At 50.3% G+C, this 22752-nt stretch carries 12 protein-coding genes; 4 read left to right on the top strand and 8 right to left on the bottom strand.

The features are described 5' to 3' along the window. The first annotated feature begins 11 nt into the window (after positions 1-11). A complete protein-coding gene (locus BLQ88_RS20370; RefSeq protein WP_143016894.1) occupies positions 12-2174 on the top strand; it encodes an FN3 associated domain-containing protein in 2163 nt (720 codons plus the stop codon). Between the two features lie 312 nt (positions 2175-2486). After that, positions 2487-4796, top strand: coding sequence for a T9SS type A sorting domain-containing protein (locus tag BLQ88_RS20365; RefSeq protein ID WP_090153903.1), 2310 nt, complete (start codon positions 2487-2489; stop codon positions 4794-4796). Between the two features lie 104 nt (positions 4797-4900). Here the strand turns inward: BLQ88_RS20365 and BLQ88_RS20360 are convergent, their stop codons facing one another. Next, positions 4901-5524 (bottom strand): ABC transporter permease, encoded by a 624-nt coding sequence (locus tag BLQ88_RS20360; RefSeq protein WP_229212773.1) that lies wholly within the window; start codon positions 5522-5524, stop codon positions 4901-4903. A gap of 681 nt (positions 5525-6205) precedes the next feature. Between BLQ88_RS20360 and BLQ88_RS20355 the strand changes: the two genes are divergently transcribed. After that, positions 6206-7207 carry a hypothetical protein gene (locus BLQ88_RS20355; protein WP_143016893.1) on the top strand — a complete coding sequence of 334 codons (1002 nt, stop codon included), beginning with the start codon at positions 6206-6208 and terminating at the stop codon, positions 7205-7207. A 32-nt stretch (positions 7208-7239) separates the two neighbouring features. On the opposite strand, the gene BLQ88_RS20350 is transcribed toward BLQ88_RS20355, so the two are convergent. After that, positions 7240-7881, bottom strand: coding sequence for a hypothetical protein (locus BLQ88_RS20350; RefSeq protein WP_090153899.1), 642 nt, complete (start codon positions 7879-7881; stop codon positions 7240-7242). A 101-nt stretch (positions 7882-7982) separates the two neighbouring features. Between BLQ88_RS20350 and BLQ88_RS20345 the strand changes: the two genes are divergently transcribed. Next, entirely contained in the window at positions 7983-8630 is a 648-nt protein-coding gene (locus tag BLQ88_RS20345) for a DUF4369 domain-containing protein (RefSeq protein WP_090153896.1), read from the top strand. A 275-nt stretch (positions 8631-8905) separates the two neighbouring features. Here the strand turns inward: BLQ88_RS20345 and BLQ88_RS20340 are convergent, their stop codons facing one another. From BLQ88_RS20340 to BLQ88_RS20315, 6 genes are all read right to left on the bottom strand, one after another. Continuing rightward, entirely contained in the window at positions 8906-10243 is a 1338-nt protein-coding gene (locus BLQ88_RS20340) for an amidohydrolase family protein (RefSeq protein ID WP_176885043.1), read from the bottom strand. 142 nt (positions 10244-10385) lie between these two features. Continuing rightward, complete coding sequence (locus BLQ88_RS20335; protein ID WP_090153892.1) at positions 10386-13658, bottom strand: T9SS type A sorting domain-containing protein; 3273 nt, start codon at positions 13656-13658, stop codon at positions 10386-10388. 440 nt (positions 13659-14098) lie between these two features. Next, the gene (locus BLQ88_RS20330; protein ID WP_090153890.1) at positions 14099-15601 is read right to left on the bottom strand and encodes a RagB/SusD family nutrient uptake outer membrane protein; all 1503 of its coding nucleotides are present in this window, start codon (positions 15599-15601) and stop codon (positions 14099-14101) included. Between the two features lie 13 nt (positions 15602-15614). Beyond that, positions 15615-18632 (bottom strand): SusC/RagA family TonB-linked outer membrane protein, encoded by a 3018-nt coding sequence (locus tag BLQ88_RS20325; RefSeq protein WP_229212772.1) that lies wholly within the window; start codon positions 18630-18632, stop codon positions 15615-15617. 324 nt (positions 18633-18956) lie between these two features. After that, positions 18957-19436, bottom strand: coding sequence for a hypothetical protein (locus BLQ88_RS20320; protein WP_090153886.1), 480 nt, complete (start codon positions 19434-19436; stop codon positions 18957-18959). Between the two features lie 102 nt (positions 19437-19538). Continuing rightward, the gene (locus BLQ88_RS20315; protein ID WP_218132936.1) at positions 19539-22523 is read right to left on the bottom strand and encodes a sensor histidine kinase; all 2985 of its coding nucleotides are present in this window, start codon (positions 22521-22523) and stop codon (positions 19539-19541) included. Between the last annotated feature and the right edge of the window lie 229 nt (positions 22524-22752).

Raw genomic sequence — 22752 nt, 5'->3', positions numbered from 1 at the left:
CCTCTGATACAGTGAGTAGAATTTTGTCTGATTGGAAAGGGCTCATTTACAACATCGCCTTTTTCCTGAATGGGTTACTCGTATTTCTGCTACTCTTCGAAAACCGGTTCGCTGTTCCCCAGTGGATGCAGGCGATTGGAAGAATGCACCCGCTTGTGCTGCACTTTCCGCTGGTGGTACTCATCCTTTACAGCCTTTGGGTAATCATCGAGCGCAAGCCCGAATCGCACACATGGAATGAAGGCCTGGCCGATAGCCTGCTTGTGATAGGCACGGTTACAGCCGCTGTGGCCGCATTCTCGGGGTTTGTTTTGTCTCATGAGGAAGGGTACGAGTCGGATACATTGCTTTGGCACAAATGGCTGGGCATTGCCATTTCCATTGCCGCGGTTGCCTGGTATGGCGTTAGAAAGTCGTTGTCGCCGTGGAAGTTGCCTGCGAAGCTGGTTGCGGGTGCGTTCCTGGTGCTGCTTTTCGTAGGCGGGCACCTTGGCGGTAACCTTACGCACGGGGAGGATTTTCTGATCTCGCCATTGGGGCCTTCGGCGGAACCAGCGGAGCAAGTTGCTTTCGAAGAGGCCAAAGTATATGAGCATTTGGTAAAACCGGTGCTCGAACAGAAATGCCTTTCCTGCCATAATGAGGAAAAATCGAAAGGCGGACTACAAATGCAAACCCAGGCTTTGCTCGTGAAAGGGGGTAAAGGGGGAGTTTTGTGGGATACCACCAAAGCGGATCTCGGGTTGCTGATCAGCCGGCTGCATTTGCCCTTGGAAGATAAAAAGCATATGCCGCCACGTGGTAAGGTGCAATTGACGGAAGAGGAAGTGGTGCTGCTCGCGGCCTGGGTAAAAGGCGGCTCGCGGTTTGACCAACTGGTAAGCTCGTTGCCCCCACAAAACCCCGTGTATGCGTACGCCCAGAACGTGCTCGGCGGCGACCGTACCGAGGAGCAGTACACATTCAGTGCGGCGTCTGCGGATGAAGTACAGAAGCTGAATACCAATTACCGGCTCATTAAGCCATTGTCGGCAGGCTCGCCGGCATTGTTCGTCAATTTTTACAACAGGGCCAATTTCAAAAGCCAGGATATCGAAGGCCTGATCCCTTTGAAGGACCAGATCGTTTCGATGGATTTGAGTAAAATGCCTGTCAAGGACGAGGATATCAAAGCATTAGCCAAATTCCCCGAGCTTCGCAGATTGATATTGAACTTTACAGACATTACCGGTAATAACCTCGCGGAGCTTAAAAAACTACCGAATCTGCGCGAGCTTTCATTGAGCGGCACGGCCATTACGATGGCGCAGGTTAAATCGCTCGATGGCTTCCCGGCGCTGAAAAGGGTGTATTTGTGGAGTACCGGCATTGCTCCCAAAGATTTGGAAAATTTGAAAAAGGGGCAAAAAATTGCATTCGAAACGGGTTTCCGGAGCGATACGCTCGTTATGGCGCTCAACCCGCCGGTGATCCTGAACGAAAAGCAGCTGATAGGCAAGGGCGAATCGGTGACCATGAAGCACCAGATTGCCGGTACCGTCATCCGGTACACGCTGGACGGCACCGAGCCGGATAGCACCCAGTCGCCCATTTACGACAAGCCTATTCCCATTACCGCCAACATCAACCTCAAAGCGAAGGCATTCCGGAACGGATGGTATGGCAGCCCGATGGTGAGCAAGCTGTTTTTCAAGGAAGGTTTCCATGTCGACAGCGCGCAGCTCATTACGCCAGTCGACCAGCGATACCATGCCAAAGGCGCCTCCTCGATCTCCGACGGCAAGGTGGGCGATACCGAACGGGTGAGCGGAACGTGGCTGGGTTACGTCGAAAATGATTTCCAGAGCTATCTGTTCTTTAAAAATCCGGTAAGGGCCAGCAATGTGACATTGAGCACATTGCGAAGTTTCGGAAGTTTTATTTTCGAACCTACCCGAATAGAAGTTTGGGGCGGCGCCGATCCGAAAACTTTAAAGCTATTGAAAGTGATTACGCCGGGCGTTCCGGCGAAAGATATTCCGGGTGCGGAGAATGTAGTCTACGAAGCGGGTTTCGAGCCTCAGCAGCTGAGCTGTATCAAGCTCGTCGCTAAACCGCTGGCCAAAATACCCGCATGGCATTCAGGCAAGGGAAATAAAGGATGGCTGTTTGTGGATGAGGTGATTGTAAATTAAAGGCTAAGCCGTGCGCACTGAACCATAAGTCCATTAGGTTAATCGGTGTTGCATAAGCCCGCAGATCTCTGATTTGCGGGCTTTTATTTTGGAAAAAATCAATAAAACTCGAAGAAGATGTCGAGATTTTTTTCAAGGAAATAGTAACTGTAAACGCTCGAATAGGAGAATAACTACTACGAATTGGAAGTATTTTTAGTATTTAAGTTGAATGAATATTGAATTAATTAGACAAAGTGCGTGGTTAAATGTAACTTTCAGACAGTTTTGGCATAACCGCCGAGCAGTAAACCTCAAAACAACCGCGTTTCTATGCAAAAAATGTTGCCCACTTTTCAAGCTGGCAGAAGCAATTCTGTATCATTCAAAAAGGTCATTCTGACAATCATCATCAACGTTATTGGTTTTTCCACCATCACTTTCGGCCAGCAACGTTACCTGGGACTCAGTCTCGTAAACGAAGGAAATTGGAGCGATTTGGAACTCATTGAACAGGCACACGATGTGGGTTGCAATGCGGTTTTTCTCAGTATCCAATGGGGCGCGATTGAAGGCTACATTTCCCGGGCCAACAAAGCGCAGTACGGGCAGGGCTACAATGTATGGAAAATGTACGACGAGCAGATCGCAAAGGCACGGTCGCTGGGAATGAAAATCGGGATCAACGTCGCCGTGAGCTCGGTCGACAACGCTACGCAGAGCTATTCCGACAGGTACGGCATCGACACGGGCGACGGCTGGCTTCGGGACGAACGGATACTGAATGCCGGATTTGACGGAACGGAAGCTGTTTTCCAGAAATACGGCGGAGCGATCAACGGGGTTCACGTACAATTCGTGATGACATCCCTCGCAGCTCAGTCGACCCGCGACAGGGTATCCGATTTTGCCCGGAAAGTAGCGCAGCGGTATGGCTATCTTCAGAATACGAACGAGCTGCTTTACATGGACCTCATTTACACCCGACAGGGGGAGGCAGAATTCGAGGTTGGAACGGACAAATACCATTTCGAGGAGCCTACTAACCTACGGGATGGCAACAGCATGGCGGATTACTCGCAGCCGATGCAAAATGGCTATAAAACCTGGCTGGCAGCGAAATACGAGAAGATCCAGTCGCTTAATTTCGTGTGGGGGACCAACTACACCTCTTTCGATCAGATATCTCCCAAAAGACCGTCATACTCCATGTTCGCCCAGGCCGACGGGGCGGATTGGTACCTTTACCGGACACAGGTTTTGAAGGAAATCAATAATATCTTCAAAAATACGGTCAAGTCCGTCGATAGTCGCATCAATGTCATCGCGCATCACGGGTCGGTGTTTGACAAATTGTCGCTGGGAAGGACCACTTTTGCATTTAACGACGTAGCAGCCGAGCTGGACGGGATCAAAATCAACGATGATAACAACTACGACCACCGGTTTGCCATCGATCTGCTCCGTGCCAATCTTCCCGGAAAACTGTACATCAACGAGGCCGGTTACAGTCCGAATCACGGGATTTCCAATTTTATTTCCTACGCCACCGAGAGCTACCTCCACGGTGCACAGGCGGTGAGTTGTATGTTTTTTGAAAATTTGCTGCGTGACGGCGGAGGCCCTGCCGTTCGGGAACTGGCCGATACCTGGGTCAATCAGCCCGTTGCTACACCGACCCCTTCAAACCAGGATAGTTTTACATTGTCGGGCATTATCCAGCAGAATGGATGCGTGACCAACCGGAACAGCTATTCTTCGGATTGCGACGCTTATAAAACCTGGATGAATGCACGTAACACCGCCGGTGGGACACCCGTCAATATTTTGCTCAGCAACGACCTGCAAAAGAACTGCCAGATCTCGATTACGGGTGCGACGAGCGCCTCGAACCCGACAATAGGGAGCTCCATTAACCTGTCGTCTTCCTGCAACGGCGATTGTTCGGGACTCGGCTACGTATGGGAAATGAACGGCACACAGATCGGCAACACGGGAACGCTTAACAACATCGTCGTTCCCTCCAAGGCCGGCAGGTACACGTATTTTGTAACTGCGGGCGCAAATGGATGCGCGAAAACATCCGAAGTGGTGGTAAACGTCACCGATCCGCTGCCGGTAACCCTTATCGACTTTAAAGCTGCCGCCAGGGAAAACCATGTGGCGCTCACCTGGGCCACTGCCGACGAGGTCAATTCCAGCCATTTCGAAATACAGCGCAGCGCGAACGGTACCAGCTGGAACGCAATCGGAACCGTTAAAGCGGCGGATGTCAGCAAGGCGAGACTCGACTACGATACGGTCGACGAAGCGCCGCTTGCCGGAGGAAACCTTTACCGCCTGAAAATGGTGGACCGTGACAGTACATTTTCGTACAGTAAAATATCAAGCGTCGTTTTCGACGGCGTTCAAATGGCCGCATTTTATCCAAATCCGGTTGCTGACCGGTTGCAGCTGAGCACGACTGCTCTCAAAAATGCGGTGTCAGTACAATTGCTGGATCAGGCCGGTAAAACCGTCCTCCAAACCGCCAAGCCTTCTTCGGTTATCAGCGTAGGCCATTTACGTGCCGGGCTGTATATTCTTCAGATCACCGGGCGAGACGGCGTTGTCACAAGCAAGCAGGTTGCAGTAGGGAGGTAAGTAAGTGATTAAAGAAAAAAAGTCCTGTAAATGCATTGTTTACAGGACTTTTTTAATGTCTTACTGCGCTCTGAAATATTCGACGGGATTCTGCATCGCCGCTTTCATGGCATGTCCGAGGACGGTCCTGCACAAACCCTGCCAGCAATCGTTCCGTATCCAGAAACGACCCGAGCAGATCGTCCAGATGATCGGCCTTGTACACCTGGTATGGCATGGCCTCGTCCCAAATTTGTTCTACGGCTTTTAATGTGGTTGTCCAGCCGCAATGTACGGCCGATCGGATCGGCGTTATCGAAGTATTTTTGGGCATAGCGCTCACTAATTACGATCGTATTGGGCGCTGAAAGCGCTGTTGCCGGATTACCCGAAATCCATTCGACGAAGAAGTGGTTGAAGTATTGTGGTTCGGCGAAACACACGTTCCGGGCTTCATTGAATTTCTTGGCCACACCCTGTTTTCCGTCCGGGATGCTGATGGTACGCCCGAAAACCGTTTCCAACCGGGTAGCACTTTCGACAAACGGGTAGGTGCGACGTAGCACTTCCGCCAATGGGCGCGGAGCTGCATCGGTAGGCATAATGCTTTCTCTTTTGATGTCCGTTACCACCCAGTACGAGCGGTCCATATGCGGGTGGTGGCGATCGAAGCTGAACATGTAGTTGACGACCAAAAAGATCACCAGCCCGCTTGCAAGCCCCAAGGCGAGGCTGACAACGCGTATCATGTTGACCTGGCGTTGCCGCCACATCCGGCGCAAGGCGAGTGTTAAGTAATGTGCTAGCATGATCCTAAGGTGCTGTTTTTAGATTTTATATATAGTTTTTTTATATATAAAACAAAATTTTCGGTTTTCTACTTATGCCCATGCGCGAGTTGAATGGATACCTGTAAACCCCTGCTGGTTTTGTGGCAATGTGTGAAAACGCTTTTTTTCTCAGTAGAGAAATAACGGAGGCTTCTTCTATCAGACAAATGATCGATTACATCACAATCTTCTACACACCACGCAGGCCGGTGGAACGTCGCTGAACAAGCTTGCAAAATCGTTTGAAATATTTCTTGGGCTGTGCAACGGTTTAAAACTTAAAATATGTCTGTATTTTAACCCAGGATATCAGATATTGAACTATTGTTTATGCAGTTTTTCCCGTTTCGTTCGGCCTCGGAATCATTACCGGATCCAGTCCATTCACGCCTTATGCAGAAACCTGATGATACGGCCAAAGATTTTTTCAAAGGAAGTTATCTGACCCAATGTCTGAGCTCGGACCGGAGAATATTCGCAACATCTGTTATTATATCATTTCTGGTATTGCTGTTTACCTACCCGAGGTATTTGGAGCTCATTTTTGATGGTAACCTCACAACCAACTATGCCTACTTTTTCGATAAGGTAAAGGCTCCTTTGGAAACGGTTCGGGGAGATCAGGAGACGCATGGTGGTAAAATTGATTTCAGGTTTACGGTACCGCTGCTAAGTAAACTGCTCGGAATTGGTGATAGTGGAAGCGGGCGGAATGTCATTCTGATCTACCTGATCCAGTCCGCATTGCTTGTGCCCTTTTTATTCTTCCTGATGAAATTGTTGCTGAGGAGGCTGGCTTCCGGAACGGTGTTGTATTTTGTGATGGGAATTTCTTCCATTTATCTTGGCAAGGCCTTTTTCTGGGATTATGATTTCTGGTTTGATGCCTTCGCCTATTTTTTCCTTCTCCTGGGAATGTACCTGAAAAATCGCATCGGGATTTTTCTCACCCTTACGCTGGCATGCTGGACGGACGAGCGGGCCGTCATTGCATTGGCAGCCGTTTATCTTTTTCACCTGCTTTCTGAAACGGATTTCGAATTGCAATCATTCTGGCAATTTCGCGACATTAAGGATTGGCTTTCGAGGAGATCCTCAATTGTATTGGTGGTTGGGGCTGGTTATCTGGTTGTAAGATTATTCCTGTCCAATCGGTACGGTCTTCGTACCCCTGTGGGACATGGATCGGGCGCAGAACTGGCACTGATTCCATACCAGTTGAAACACAGGCTTTCGGGTATCTATTTGACTTTTGAAGGACTATGGCTATTGTTTATTGCGGCAATTGGTTTATTGGCTAAACGGGGCAATCTAGTTTTAATCGTCTCAATGGTTTCGATAATCGTTGTGCAAACGCTGGTCTCTTATGCGGTGTATGATATTTCCAGAAGCCTGACTTACGCATTTCCGTTAATGATTACCGCTGTATTGATCATTAATAAATATAAAACTGCAGATCTGAAATACCTTTATATGGGCGTGATGGCACTTTGTATATTAATGCCGACGCAATATGTTATTTTTTATCCACGGCAAATTCCCTGGACCATTCTCAGCTATGAGGAACTTAAACCGGTGATCAGCTTCCTGTTGCTGCGATAACCGTCAACGCCGCCACTAGCAATGCGCAAACTTCAATGAGCAAATTGATATTTCAGGGATAAAACACCCTGGAAATATCCGATCCATGGATCCGATTGCGGCGAACCTGCGCCGGGTTGGTAATTGCGCATCCTGCTTCCAAGGTAATTGCCCTCACGGATAACAAAAGACTTTTGCACGCCCCAATCCAGTAGTAAGGACTTGCCTAATCTGTTTTGAAATCCGATAGTTGCGGCAGGAAACAGCACAACACCCTTTGCTGAAATAGGTGTATAGCTGTCCCCAAAAACCAAATCTTCCGATAACTCTCGTTTTAATGCGGTTTGGCGGTATTGCGATAGTACAAGGAATGCACCGATGAAAAAATGATTCCTTCTCTGTTTGCCTGAAAATGATATCGGGTAAATTCTTGCCCCGGCTTTAAGAAATGTGCCGGAAGTTTTTCTCTCGCTAACGCCATCGTAAACATTGTAGTTTATCAAACCCGTATGGCCGGTTTTGAAAGTATGGCCCAGATTGAAGTTGAGTGAGTATCCAGGATGCCGGGTAAATTCCGAACTGATTTCGGCGGGGCTGCCAATAACCGGAGGAATATTGACGCCTAAATTAGCTTTCCATTGCGCATGGCCCGTTGCGGATGCGAGGACGAATATTAATAAATAGAAAATTTTCATGAAATAAGTTAATTTTTTCTATTATGACGCAAGAGCGTTTAAATTCGTTGTGTTCAAAGGTTACTATTTGTGTATTCCGGATTCGCTATTAATATAAAAATATGAAAGTACTTTCCCTGGCTGTATGCCTGTTATTTTGCTTCCATAGCAATGCTCAAAACCGGTTCGTTTTAAATGGAATGCTTTCGGGCACCGCGTCCAAATGGATATACCTGCAATACGAAAATGAAGTGGCAGAGGAAGTGCGGGATAGTACAATTGTTCAGAACGGATTTTTTTCATTTTCAGGGAGGATAGACCAGCCAACCAGGGCGATACTTAAATTGAACAGACAGGTCATTCCGGACGACGAGAACCTAAATATCCTGCAAATCATACTTGCGCCCGGCGAAGTAGGTATCAAAGTCAAATACAATGATTTTCAACATGGAATCGTGACAGGCTCAAAGCCTCACGACGAATTCAAACAATTACGTAAAAGCGCCCAGCCGTTTGTTGATAAATACTTGTTGCTCAGGGATAGTCTGTCGAAAATGGAGCGACCCAAACCGGAATCGACTACGAATAAGGTTGCAATAGCCGACCTGAACCAACGCATTAATAATGCGATCGCTGGCATGAGAAAAACCAGTTTTAATTTTATTCAAGACCATCCTGGATCATGGGTCAGTGCTTTCGAGCTGAATAATTTAAAGACTACAAGCTTTACAACAAGTTCGGGCGCGATAACCTCGAATTTATTGGAATAGCTTGCCAGGACCGGCCCGACGCATGGCGAAAGGCCGTTGAAAAAGATGGAATTGGTATTTGGAAGCATATCCTCGATTTCGATCCAAAAGAAACGAAGCAAACGGGCCAACAGAAGACGATCGCAGAATTGTTCGCGGTCAATTCATTCCCCACGAAAATTCTGATCGATCGTTCCGGAAAAATCGTGGCCCGTTTTTATGGCAGTGATGACGACAAACTGGATGCGAAACTCCAAGAGCTGTTGAACTGATCACGCCAGAATTGCCGCTCGGCCTCAGTGCTTAGCAGCTGAACCTTTCGCAGGGTTTTGGGCGGGTTTTTGGTATTCCAGCACCCCGTTTTTCATGACCATTTTGACGTCGAAAAGCGATTGCTTGAAGTCTTTTTGTATATCCCCTTCGAAAACGGAAATGTCTGCCATGGCATTTTCTTTAATTACGCCGATCTGGTTTTCCATTCCCAGGGCGATTGCCGCATTATAAGTGGCTGTTTTCAGCACATCAGCCGCCGACAAGCCAGCGTCGAAATAACCGGAAACTGTATGCTTTGCCGTTTCGCCCCTGGGCAAATTCAGGTCCACGTAGGCGTCCGAACCGGCCACGATTAGCACGCCGGCCTTATGCGCAGCCATGATTCTGTCGTATAGCGGTTTGAAATTGCTTTTTACTTCCTGCTCGTTGAACGGAATGTTCTGCGATTTCAGGTAGCTGATCCGAAGGTCCGCGGAGCCGTCTGTGGGGACCAGGTAAATCTTACGCTTAGCCATGGTATCGAGGGTGGATTGTTTGAAACCGTAACCATGTTCGAGTCCGTCGACGCCGGCTTCGATCGCCGCGTGTACCGCCCAATCGCGGTCGCAATGCGCGGTTACCTTCACGCGTTCGCTGTGGGCGGCCTGCACGATGGCCTTCATTTCTTCGAGGGTCAATACCAGCCGGTTGCCGAACACCGTGATTTTGATCACGTCCACACCCCGGGCGATGTGCTGTTTGACGGCTTTTCTCGCTTCTTCGACCCCACTGACCATTGCATATTCTTTGTTCGAGTATTTATCAAATTCCTTCACAGGCATACCATACAACTGACCATCCATTGCACTGATGATCGGGCCTGAGACCGCCATTCTCGGCCCCGGAAAGTCACCGCGTTCGATGGCATTCCTTACTTCCAGATCAAGGTATTGTTCTGAATTTCCCAGGTCGCGAATGGTCGTAAATCCTGCATTCAAATAGCTTTTGGCATATCCGACTGCCCGCAATACCCTCGTTTCGGGAGAATTCATCATGCCGTCGTAGGCGAGATTATCGGTGGGGCCCTGGCGGAACAACAAGTGCGTATGCGCATCGATCAAACCCGGCGTCACCGTGGCATTTCCGTAATCCAGGACCGTCGTACCTTGGGGAGCATCAATTTTATCACCCACTTTTTGAATGACATTTCCCTTGATCAGGATTTGTTTATTTTTTAGAAATACATTCTTTTCCGAGTCATACAGTTGCCCGGCCTTGATCAGATAGTACCGGTCGGCGGTTTGCGCACATAGCGTGCGCGGGAACGTTATTAGTGTGAGAAGGTAAAATAAAGTGAATGCAGTGAATAGAAATTTGGACATAGGGATCGAAGCTGGTTTGTTATGGATGGTTGACTGGTAGTTACAACGAATATCCCCAAATTCCTGAAAAATCCCATACATAAAAATGCCGCCCTCCATTCGAATAGATAGAGGGCGGCATTTTAAGGTGACAGCGCAAAGATTATTTGTTAATTAAAATCTTTCTGACGGTTTGCGAACCATCCTTCGCGACGATTTTGACGAGGTACATTCCACCGGGGAACCGACCGAGTTCAATACCTTTTTCCGGTATCCTGTCAAATGTCGCAACGGTTACGCCGCTGGTATTGGTCAGTGACACTCGACTTACCGCATTCGCTTCGAGCCCTTTGATATGAAGTGTGCTTGATGCGGGGTTGGGGTAAATGCTCACCAGCAATCCGGCCAGGTTAATGCTCACCGCGCGTGAGTAGGCGAAGGTATTGTCCCTGTCAACCGTTTTGAGCCGGTAGTAACTTTTCCCGGATAACGGAGCTTCATCGAAAGCCGTGTAAGTGTTCAACGCGCGACTATCACCGGCTGCGGCGGTTTCTTTTATTTTGTTCCAGTTCTTGGCGTTGGTGCTGCGCTCCACGTCAAAGTGGGACGCATTGATTTCCTCGCTGGTTTTCCAGGACAAAAGAACCTGACCTTCTTCCACAACTGCATCGAAGCTGACAAGCGTCACAGGCAATGCACCTTCCCAGGTGAGCTTGTAGGTGGCAGGGGTCGGATCTGTCAGCCCGTCCGCATCGACGTAAGCATATTCAAACGACGTGTTGGAATAGCCTATGCCAGTCATTTTGACACTGAACAATGCAGGATCTGTAAATAATCTCGCGGTAGTGACTTCATTCAATGTCACCAGGGAGCCGTCGTAGTACAGGTCTCCATTGGTAGGAAGCGAAGTAATGATCACACCTTGTGGGTGGGCATCGGTACCTGTGTTGCCAAAATAGGTGCCATCTTCCTCATCGATACCCGACATCAGCGGGGGATTACCGCTTGTTCCGTTTAAAGGGATCACCTGATCGATCACCGGGCGGGCGATCGGAGCCAGCACGTTATAGGAATCGGGTACGTTCAGGTATGTGATGGTAATGGTAGCCTGGTCGGAGAGGCTTGTCGCTATTTCCGTAAGCGTGTAAACAATCGGGGTTGGATTACCTGTAAAGCCGGATTCAGGTGCAAAAGTAACCTCGCCGGTCGCGGGAGCGTACGTCCACACACCTTCGCCGGTGACAATGCGTGAATTTTGAACACCGCTTTCCGAAGGGTCCAGGTCCACTTTAACGGCTGCCGCTGCCGGTACACTTCCGCCGCTAAGCTTGTCATTACTGATAATGTTGAGGGTAACATTGGTTCCGGGCGCATTGCGCAGGTCCTGATCGTCCTCGGCAGTCGGCGGGGTTACCACTACTGCGTCATCCTTGTTGTTATCCTGGTTGTCGTCGTTTTCGTTACCCTGTACGATTGCCGTGTTCAGATACGGCCCTGTTGCATTCACTTTTGCCGTTACGGTCATCGTTACAACTTCGTTTTCGTCCAGCGTACCGATCAGCCAAGTGTCGGTTGCCGCATTCCACGAGCCTTTGGACACGCTTACATTCTCGACGGTATAGCCGTCCGGAATCTCGTCGGTCACGATCACGCCGGTAGCGGTAATTGGATTACCCGCATTCTCGGGCAGCGGAATGTTTGTCGCTTCGATCGTGAAAGTTACCGTTTGTCCTACGCTTGGCGTAGCAGCAGACACCGATTTAGTCACTGCCAGGTCTACGTCGGAGGTGTAGTTGAAAAGCAGTTCGCGGACAATTTCATCGTTGTAAGCACCTGTCCAGGTATTGATCGTATTGTTTTGGCTAAAACCGTTGTCTCCGTTAGCCCACCATTTGTGGTCGGGACCTAAAACGCCGGTCACATTCACGGGGACGCTCCTCGGGCTCAGCGTACCGTTTATGTTGTTCCTTGCTATATCGCTGTCATCCCAATACAACTTGTCGTCGATTGGCTCGGTACCGGACCGGAGCGGACGCACGTGTTTGATCGAAATGCCCAGACTCTGCTCCATGTCGTAGATCGGAAAGTGTACCGGGTAGAACAGGAGCGAGGAAACGAAGTGGATGGCTGTGCCGGCGGGGACATCGGCACCGGTGTTATCCCTGCCGTCCCAGTTGATGTAGTACGTTCCGGCGGCACCGTATTCGTTGGAAATGATCACATCTTTTCCGTCGTAAAACCCATTGCCGTTCAGGTCAATCAGAATGTCGACAATCGACGGGTTATCAATTTCAACCTTGAATGAGGCCTGGCCTGCGGCTGGGCTGGACCCCGGCCTTCTGGAAAAAACGGCTTCGAACGTGGCGATAGGCAATGGCGGTGAAGGCCACACACTGGCGTCCGGATTGCGCAGGAACAGCGGGAAATGCGCATTCGAGGACGAACCATTCATGGAACGGCGGTTTTGTTCGAATGTCAGATTGCTGTTCGGACCATCCAGGTTTGCAAAAAATATCGCGTAACCGGAGTTGCTGCCGCCGAAGTTGGCGTATTTGACGTAAAAATCCTGGGCAGGCGTAAGGGTGTTGTCGATGGGAATGTAGAACCCAAAGCTGGAAGGGGAAGATGTGGCGTTGGCAGTGCCCAGCGAGGTAGGCAGGTCGTTCACCACACTCCAGTATTTGCAATACAAACGACCGTTCTGCCGTGTGTAGTTGCCGGATGAGCCCGACGCAACGGTAACGTCCCAGTAGTTGAATTCCAGGTTATTAGATCCGATTTCAACCCAGTAGGCCCTGTCCGCGCCGGTAGTGTTTTTAAATGAATAGGCAGTGTACCCGGAGTTTGTTACCTGATTTGGGCCGTTGGTAGCGGCTGCTGCGTTGGACGGCCTGCCGGTGGCACCGCCGTTGCCCTGCGTAATGGTCTGATTGTCTGCCAGTACCCGGTTCGGAGCGGAAGTTGCAGTGGGGTAAAATCCGGTGGAAGAATTGTCGTAATACCAGTTGAAGGTAACCGACGAGCTGCCGGAGGAAGTTCTGAAACCATAAAAAACGGTTTCGTTCGCTTTAACCCATACGTACATGCGGTGCGCGGGATTGTAGGGAGTGCTTGCCGATCCGGTGTTGGACGCGAGCATCATAAAGCCCCTGGTTACGTACCCCGTATTGCCGCCTCCCGGAACACTGTTCGATACGGCTGTGGTGGGTACAAACAGGTTGACTTGCCGGTTGTCGGTCACACCCCATACGCCCGAACCTTCGGCGGAAGCCTGGTGTACCTGGCAAAACAGTGCGATAACGAGCATTGCGACGCCCGTCAAAAGGTGGTTGACTTTCCGCATGGCGGAATGCAGGGGAATAGTCGAGGAGCGGAGAGGCGCCTCCGGCCTGGGAAGCTCCGTTGAGGAGCATCTACTGGTAGATTCTGAATGCATAACTGATATGAGGGTGTTTACTATGGGAAATACAAAGCAATGCCGCCCGCGAGCGGAGTCGCAGAGGTCTTTTTTACTATTTTACCGAGATTTTCAGGCGATACTTCCCACACCCTTCGGCCGATTCGATTCAAAAGTATCCCGCCGATTACATCGCAAGTATATACGTTTTCCGTACGTTAATTTTTGATTTTGGGGTGACAATGCCCAACTTCAGGGGTGAAGCTGTTGGTTCCTGGGGGCATATTTTTAGCCCATCAAACGCCTTCGGTAGCGTGTGAATTTTAGCTACAAACCTTCGTCGGGATCGCGCTATCGGGCTTTTGTATGGTTTACGACGAAGGTAACCGAGAATGTTCTAACCGGCACAAAAAAGCACCCCTGCCATCGGCAAGGGTGCTACATTGTTGCTTCTTACAGTGCCAACCCGGCAGGGCAGGCTAGTACCCGTCGTTCTGGGTCAGGTTAGTGTTGGAAACCAACGCTGCGGAAGGAATCGGGAATACGGCCCTCTTGGGGTCCTTGTTTACGACGCCCGTTCCGGTAGCGAACTTCGAAAACCGAACCTCGTTGGTCCTTGCGATACCTTCCCAGTATGACTCCCTGCTCGTTTCATCGAACATGATGTCGTTCGTCAGTGATGCCAATGGCGACGCCTTGCGGATTGCCCTTAGCGCATTCACCTCTTTAAGTGCTTCGCCGGCATTTCCGCTGCGCAGCAATGCCTCGGCCTTCATGACGGCGGCTTGCCCGTATCTCATAAAAACGAACTTGTGAGCAGTAGCGGGATGGTATTTAATGACGCGGATGCCCTTATCCGTCGCTGCGCCGGTGAGGGGGACGTCGCGGGTGAATGCAAGCAGTTTCTGCGTCCGCGTATCCGTAATAGGCTCTCCCTTCTCTGTGTACTGCTGGCCGATCAGGAAGCCGTAACCTACGCCCGAGAACGTGGAGCCGTCCTTTTTAGGAGCAATACCCTTACGAATGTCGGAGTTTTCAAATTTGTCATAAAACTCCGAAAGGGTAGCAAAGCCGTTCCATCCGCTTGGATTCATATTATAATGCAGCGTGCAGTTCCACAGGTTGGACGGCACACCTTCGGTACTTGCCCAAATCACTTCCGGGCCGGGGTTTGCCGAGAACGCATTATAATAGTTAGGATCGAGACCGTATCCCGATGTTTTGAGCGAGTTCACATATCCTATTACTTTGTCCATATCCGCTTTCTCAAAGTTGTAGGGGCCCTCGGGAGCGGTCGATTTGTACACTGCTTTGTTCAAGTACAACCGGGCCAGAAGGAAGTAGGCGGCTTCTTTGGACGCTTCTCCGTTTTGCGGGGCAGGAGGGAGCGATACCAGGTCCGGAATCGCTTCTTCGAGGTCTTTCACGATGAAATCAAATGCTTCCGACCGGGTCATGACGCGCGGTAGTTCTTTGGGGCCCTGCGTGACCTCCCGGAATGGAACTTTACCGAAGAAGTCCATCACCTGGTACATGTTGAATGCCCGCAGAAACTTCGCCTGGGCCGCCTGCCTGGCCGACGGGTTTGAAGCGATGATTTCATTGCACTTGTAAGCGCGGCGGTTGAGCTGGTTCCACGTCGCGATCAGCTGCGGGTGCGTAAATGTCCAGTTATGGGTGTCGTATGCGCGCCACACGCCATTATCGCCCCAGTCCACGCTTCGGGTAGGCGGTATGCATTCCGCGGTGGTGTTTTCCTGCATGGCCCACATATTGCCCTGATCGTTGTAAGCGCCAAGATCCTTATAGGCCGAGGCCAGCATTTCGGTAGGGTTGCCGGGTGCAAAAGAGGAGCCTTCCACGGGCGGTCGCACCACCGAATCCTGCTCGTCGTTAACAAGGTCTGTACAGCCGGCCATTGCGAACATGAAAAGGGCGAATGCGACTAATTTATGTTTGTGATATGTTTTGGTCTTTTTCATCGTCGTATTGTTCTTAGTTAAAGGAGATGTTCGCGCCGATTGTCCAGGTTCTCGCCCTCGGGTAGGAGGTGTAATCGATACCGAACGACGGGATGCCGTTCAGGCTCTTGTTGGTGTTCACTTCCGGGTCCTGGCCGCTGTATTTGGTGAAGGTCAGCAGGTTTTGTCCGGTAATGTATAGCCGGATCGACGAAAACAGCTTGTTGGAACTGGTAGGTACGCGGTAGCCGATGGACAAGTTCTGTAACCGCACAAAATCGCCTTTTTCAAGAAAACGCGTCGAAACTTCGGGTGTATTCAGAGCACCCTCGCCGTTGGTTACTACATCCTTGGTCACATTGCGTCCGTTCAGGAAGGATCCTTTCGTGAAGAATGCGTTAGCCGTGTTGGAATAGATATAATTTCCAAAAACTCCGTTGAAGAACAAGCTCATATCGAAGTTTCCGTAGCGGAAATTGTTTGTTAACCCGCCTGTCACCTTCGGCAGAGGCCCCTTGCCGACAAACTCCTGAACGTCGCCATTCGGATAAATGGAGTTTCCTTCCTCGTCGAAGCCTTCGAATTTTCTCAGGTAATAGGCAAAAAGCGGCTGCCCGGCGGCGAGGCTTTGGGCAAATGCGCCCGTCAGTCCCTGTCCGTTGATCCCGCCCGTATTGTACGCGCCCTGCAAGTCTTTCACGATGTTGCTGTTATAGGCAATGTTGAACATCGTTTCCCATGTGAATGACTTCTTTTCGATGATCGCAGCATTCAGCGAAAGCTCGATTCCACGGTTCTGAATGTTGGTGTTGAGGTTGGTGTAGAGAAAATCGGTCGGGGCCGGTTGTGCCGCAAATACCTGGAACAGCAAATCCCTCGTGTTTTTCTGATACAAATCGAGGCTTCCCGACAGACGACCTTTCAAAATCCCGAAGTCCAAACCGATATTGACCGCACTGGTGGATTCCCATTTCAGATCGGGATTATTGAATGATACCGGGTTGTATCCGCCGCCTGTGATAGTCGTTCCCACGTCATTGATCGACCAGTCGCTGTATCTGTCGCGGGAATCGTAAACATTATGCGGGATAGCCTGGTTGCCCGTCAAACCATATCCCAACCGGAGCGACAGGTCCGTGAATACGTCTTTTGGAATGAAGTTTTCCTCCGCTACTTTCCACCTGAATGCACCCGACGGGAAATAGCCGTATTTGTTGTTGCCCCCGAATTTGGAAGACCCGTCCACACGCAACGTACCCGTGAAAAGGTATTTGTCCCGGATACTCACATTCACACGTCCAAAGTAGGACTGGAGTTCATCTTTCACCGATGAAGAGTTCTGGATAATCGACCCTTTGGCCCCCGTGTTGGCCGATGCGAGGTTGTTGATCATCAGGTCGAGATCGGAAGTCTGAAAATTGGTGGCGGTCACATTCTTGCTGGCAATTTCGAAGCTCTGGTAGGAATACCCGGCCAATGCATTGAGCGTTACGCTACCGAACTCTTTATCATAAGTAAAGTAGTTTTCCCACAACCGGTTATTGGTTTCAATATCCCTCACATAAGCACGTCCGAGATTGAACACCCCCCGCACATTAAGGTCTCTCGAAGTGGCCTGTTTCCGGGTCGACATGGATTGATCCAGTCCCAGCACAGTTTTGAATTTGAGCCCCTTCACTATTTCCAGTTCTGCATTGATATTACCAACCGCTCTCAGGGAATTGGTAAAATCCTTCGAATATTCGAGCATGGCTATCGGATTAGGCTCCGTATTCGCGAATTGTGTAAATGTCCCGTCGGCATTCCGGATAGACCTCGTCGGATTTGCTTTGAGGATATTGCCCATCAGATCTCCCTCGAAGCCGGACGTTTCCGAGATAGGAATGCCGTTATCGATGTTGTTGGAAAAATTGAGATTGCTTCCGATGCTGAGCTTGTTGTTCAGAAATTTCTTGCCGCCGCTGAACCCGATGCTGTAACGCTTGATATTCGACTTTTCGATGATACCGTTCTGGTCCATGTAACCCAGTGAAAAACGGTAATTACTGTTTTGATCGCCGCCCCCGTAAGACAGGTTATGCTGGTGGGTAAGCGCGGTTCTGAACAGTTCCTTTTGCCAGTCGGTATTGCTGCCCATGTCCTGGCCGCCGGCGGCCACGTATTCGGCAGCATTCAGCAAATCATATTTTTTGGTGATAGAACTTACACCCAGGGAGTAGCCGTAATCCAGAACGCCTTTCCCTTTGCCTTTTTTAGTTGTGATCAATACTACGCCATTGGCACCGCGGGAGCCGTAGATGGCCGTTGCGGAGGCGTCCTTCAATATATCCATGCTGGCGATATCGTCCGGATTGAGGAAGTTGAGCGGGTTTTTGGCAGGCTGGCGGCCAATTCCCTGCTGGTCGGCCCCCGCGGAAGTATTGTCCCCGCTCAGAGGCACGCCGTCCACTACAAACAACGGGTTGTTTCCACCCATCACCGAGGACGTTCCCCGGATCCGCACCGTAATACCGCCGCCCGGTTCCCCATTGGATTGCGAAATCTGCACCCCGGCGACACGCCCCTGCATGAGCTGCTCAGGGGAAGTGACGACCCCTTTGTTGAAGTCTTTGGAGCCCAGGGCCGAAACCGCTCCCGTCGCATCCTTTTTCTTCACGGTCCCGTAGCCCACAACCACCACCTCTTCCAGGGCCTTGATGTCCTCGGTCAGAGTGATGTCGATGACGGATTTGTTACCCACCTCCACGTCCTGACTAACGTAACCTATGGCACTAAACGTCAGCACCGCATTGCCCGGGACGCTTAGCTGGTAATTGCCCTCCGCATCCGATGTAGTTCCCACCGTCCCTGTCTTCTGGGCGATGGTCACGCCGGGGATACCCACCGATTTAGAATCCGTTACCTTTCCCGAAACCGACACATTCTGCGCAAAACAGACAAAGGAAACATTCAACAGCGCCATATAGAACAGGATCGCCGACCGGAAAAGCCGGTGTAGTCTGAGATTATAATCGTCATTTCGACAATTATTTTTAAGGCAAAACTTCTTCATGCATTTTGAGTTAGGCGTTAATGATAAGATTGAATGAATGCAACGGTTCGGGCGGCCGTCAAATGCCCCCAAACCACTTCCCTGAATTGATTTGACACATTGAACTATATCGAGCTGGATTTTACATATAGCAAGATGTCATCCGTAAATCAATAGAAATACATTTAATAATCCAACAGAATTGGAATAAATGTTTCGATGACATTTTTTAGGGGGGGGCAATAATATTTGAGATGCCAATGTAGAATTTCTTCCTTTCAGGGATTGCTACAAGGGCCGGGAACGATTGCGGAAGTCGTCCGCTGGGTGGGAATGGAAGGGCAATTATTGCTTTTGCGCAACGATTTTGATAGTACCTCCGGTCGGATCAGAAACTTCATTCGGCTGATAACCCTTGGGGAGCAAAACAAATCCCGCACCCGCCAGCGATGTGCGCTCGGTGTAGACGTTTCCGGAGATTGTCCCTTCGTGGAAAAGTGGGGCTTTCAATGCCATTGTCAGTTGGTACTGGCCGTCGTGGCCCGAAAGTTGTAGTTGTCTGACAAATAAGGAGCCAGATTTCGGTCCCTGTGCCCAAAAATATCCTATGCTCAGCGTATCAGCGGTTTTCCTGCTAATAGCCACTTTGAACTCACTCACACCAATTTTATTGATTTTGCCTGCCGAATAAAGCGTATCGTCATTGATAATGTAAGTCTGGACAGGATAGTCTCCGCGAAGGCGGGCTGCTTCGTCGTCGATAATGTGTGTCTTATCACAGGCGGCGAGGGCTAAAATCAGTATCGGGGTCAGTAGTCGAGTCATGGCTGCAATACTTTTGAAACTAAAAGTATCCTAAATTACACTATTCGACTGAATAACCATTTAACCCTCACATTTAAAATTTCCCGGCGACCTTTTTTCCGCTTAAAAAACGAGGGTAATGACTGTACCTTCACCTGGCGCGGATTCGATCGTGAGCTGACCTTTCATCTGCGCCGCACGCTGCCGCATATTGGTCAGGCCGTTGCCCTGCCGGGCGGATTGATGGTCGAAACCTTTGCCATTGTCCCGGATTACCATTTTTACTTTACCTGCCGCGTACGCAATATGCGCGTGAACGGCGGTGCATTCGGCGTATTTGGCAGCGTTGTTCATGGCTTCCTTAAATATCAGGTAGAAATTCTTGCGGGTTTGCATATCCAGTTTCAGGCTTTTAAGCTGCGGGTCTGTTTCAAAATGAAAGGTAAAGCCTTTGGACTCCGCCAGTCCGCCCCCGAAATGCAGCATGCGGGCAAACACATCATTGATCTGGTCACCGCCCGCTTTAACACTCCATATAATGTCACTGAGCCCCTCCTGCACCTGCTGAGCATTGTCCCTGATCTTCCGGACGACCTGCTGCTGTTCCGTTTTCTCCATTTGCATCAGCAGGGCCTGGCTATAAAACGAAATACTGCTCAGCGTCCCGCCGATTTCATCATGCATATCGGCGCTGATGCCGTTCCTGATCCGCTGAATGCGCAATATCTGGCTTAAACGATACCGGTAAAAAGCGTAGAACAGCAGGGCAAGGGCGATAATGCTCAATGCAAAAAACCAGATTGACCTGTACCACGGGGCCAGCACGGTGAGCGGGGTTTTCCATTCATAAGTACCCCAATCCGCACCTGCCACCGACACCTGTACGCAAAGCCCGTACTCGCCCGGCGGCAAGCTGTTGAAAAGCAATTTGTTGCCGTTTTCAAACATATGCCAGCTATCGTCGTTCCAGCCTTCCAATTTATAGCGGAACCGGTTGAGCGTGGTATTGTGGTAATCCGTGCTCATGAACGAGAATGTAAAAAGGCGGTCGCCAGGTTCGAAAACGACTTCCTGGCCGGGCAAATGGCTGGTTACCGTGTCGGTCCGGTTGAGGTCGGAGGCGTATTTGGTGTAGGATATCAATTGGAGTTCGTGCTCTCTTTTGGTACTGGTCTCGATCTGCGCGGGGTCGAAAGAGACAATGCCATTCAACCCCCCAAAATAGAGCGTGCCGTCCCGCGATTTCAGGTACGATCCATGGTTGAACTCCAAATGCGGCAAGCCGTCGAGCATACCGTAATTGCGAAACTTCTGCGCGCGCGTGTCGAAGCATGACAATCCCTTATTGGTGCTCAGCCAGAGATTGCCCCGCTCATCGGGCAAGGCGGCGTAGATATTGTTGTCGGGCAGGCCGTCCTCCGTCGTGAAAAGCCGTGCCTTTTTCTGAACGGTGTCAATGCGAACCAGCCCTTGTCCTGATCCGGTCCACAATGCATGCTCGTACCAAACCGAGTGAAAGAGCTGCAAGGCGGGAAGTTCGATCTTGTCGCCGGCGGATTGTCCGTAATGTTCGTGAATGGTGGCGTCGGGGTTCAGGACATACAGGCCGTTGGTAGTACTCACCAGCACACGGTTGCCCGACCACGGCATGAAGTGGTTGATCCGCTCATTTTTGATATACTTGCCCGCTTTTTCATTCAGCAGCACCGGTTTCATATCCCGCGTATCGATCATCGTCATGCCACCCCAGGTACCCATCCAGAACGTGTGCGCATTCAGTTTGTAAAAGGACGTAAAACCCCGGCCGCTGATGAACGGGAACTTCACCGGGAAGTAGTCCTCGGTTTCGGGGTTGATTTTGATAAACTGGGGGCCGTCGGTAATCGCATACACCTCGTCGCCGGAGAACAGCACCTTGTAGGGAATGACGGCGTCGCCGGGAATGTTCTTCGGGCGTTTGAGCGCCATATGCCTCGTTCTGTTGCTGGGAGGATCTATCTGGTGGAGCATATTGGGAAATCCATAAGCCATAAAACCGTAAGAACATGCCCAGATCATCCCCGTTGCGTCCTCGGTGATGCCGCGTATGCTGCTGCCGATGTCGCCCGGCTTTTCCAGCGGAACGCTCAGGTATTTCCGGAAAATTTCGTCCGTCAATGTGATCTTGAAAAGGCCGTCCACGCAGGATATCCAGTAGCTGCCGTCGGAACTGACAAGGGAAGTAAACAGGAAGGTGTGAGCTCCCGATTTCTGTTTCAACCGGGCGGACAGATCCGTGAACTCGCCGGTTTTCTGATTTAAAAACCCGATTTGCTCTCCGGATTTATACCATACATTCCCTTTCTGATCAGGGGTTACCCACTCCGGGGCGATCGGCGTATCGATGTCGGTCAGTGGGCCGAACGTATGATTTGCAAGGGAATATTGGCGCATCTGAAAACGGTTCCCGCCGGCTTGCCGGTAGTAAATGCGTAATATCTCCCGTTCTGGCTGCACCAGGCTCCATACGGCAAATCGTTGGTTTTTAAGTTCTTCTGATAGCAGGCTGACCCGGCTGGTAAATTTTGCATTCGCATCTATTTCATCCAGAAAAGCACCGGCGCTATACACGTACCTCTTATTTTGACGGTCATTGAAGAAGCGGGTAACCTGGGTTTCGGCTGAAATGACCTGGGATGCATTGGCCGGTGGAATGTAAACAGCCACGGGAATGCATTCTTTGCTGACCTTAATCAGCCTGCCCCGCGGGATGGCCAGCCAAGCATTACCGTCTTTATCGAAAAAAATATTCAGGTTTTGGCGGGCGTCGGGATCTTGGATTTTACGGGAGGGATCGACGGTTTTGCAGGTAAGATGGACGGGGTCTACCACGCTGAAACCATTGTTGTGCGCTACCCAAATTTTACCGTCCGGCGCTGTCCGTACCTGGTTGATGAGCGTGCTGCCGCCGATCGAGCGGGTCAGGGTTTCTGTAAAATTCTGAAAAGTGTAGCCATCGTAACGCCAGAGCTCCTGCCCGGTGGCTACCCATATAAAACCCCGGCCATCCTGCGCAAGGCAGCGAATATTTCTGCTGGGAAGCCCTTGCTCGGGGCCGAGCAGCTGCATGTTCACGCGCGTTTGCGGAACCTGCGCAATGCCGTGGAGAAATCTGTTTTGACATACCAAGAAAAACAGCGAGCAAAGAAAGATTTTTCCGGACGCCCCTAAAAGCTTAAAAGTCGAGAATTCGCGTGGCATGAGGAAGATTAGCGGGTAGGATAGCGGGTTCAGGCTGAACAAGTCAGAAGTATACTACAAAAAGTGGCACGGTAATCAAATCGCGGTTACTTTTTAT

This window comes from Dyadobacter soli (assembly GCF_900101885.1).
In the GTDB taxonomy this organism is placed as follows: domain Bacteria; phylum Bacteroidota; class Bacteroidia; order Cytophagales; family Spirosomataceae; genus Dyadobacter; species Dyadobacter soli.
Note: the sequence above shows the minus strand (reverse complement) of the source record. Positions and strands in the feature narration are given on the sequence as shown.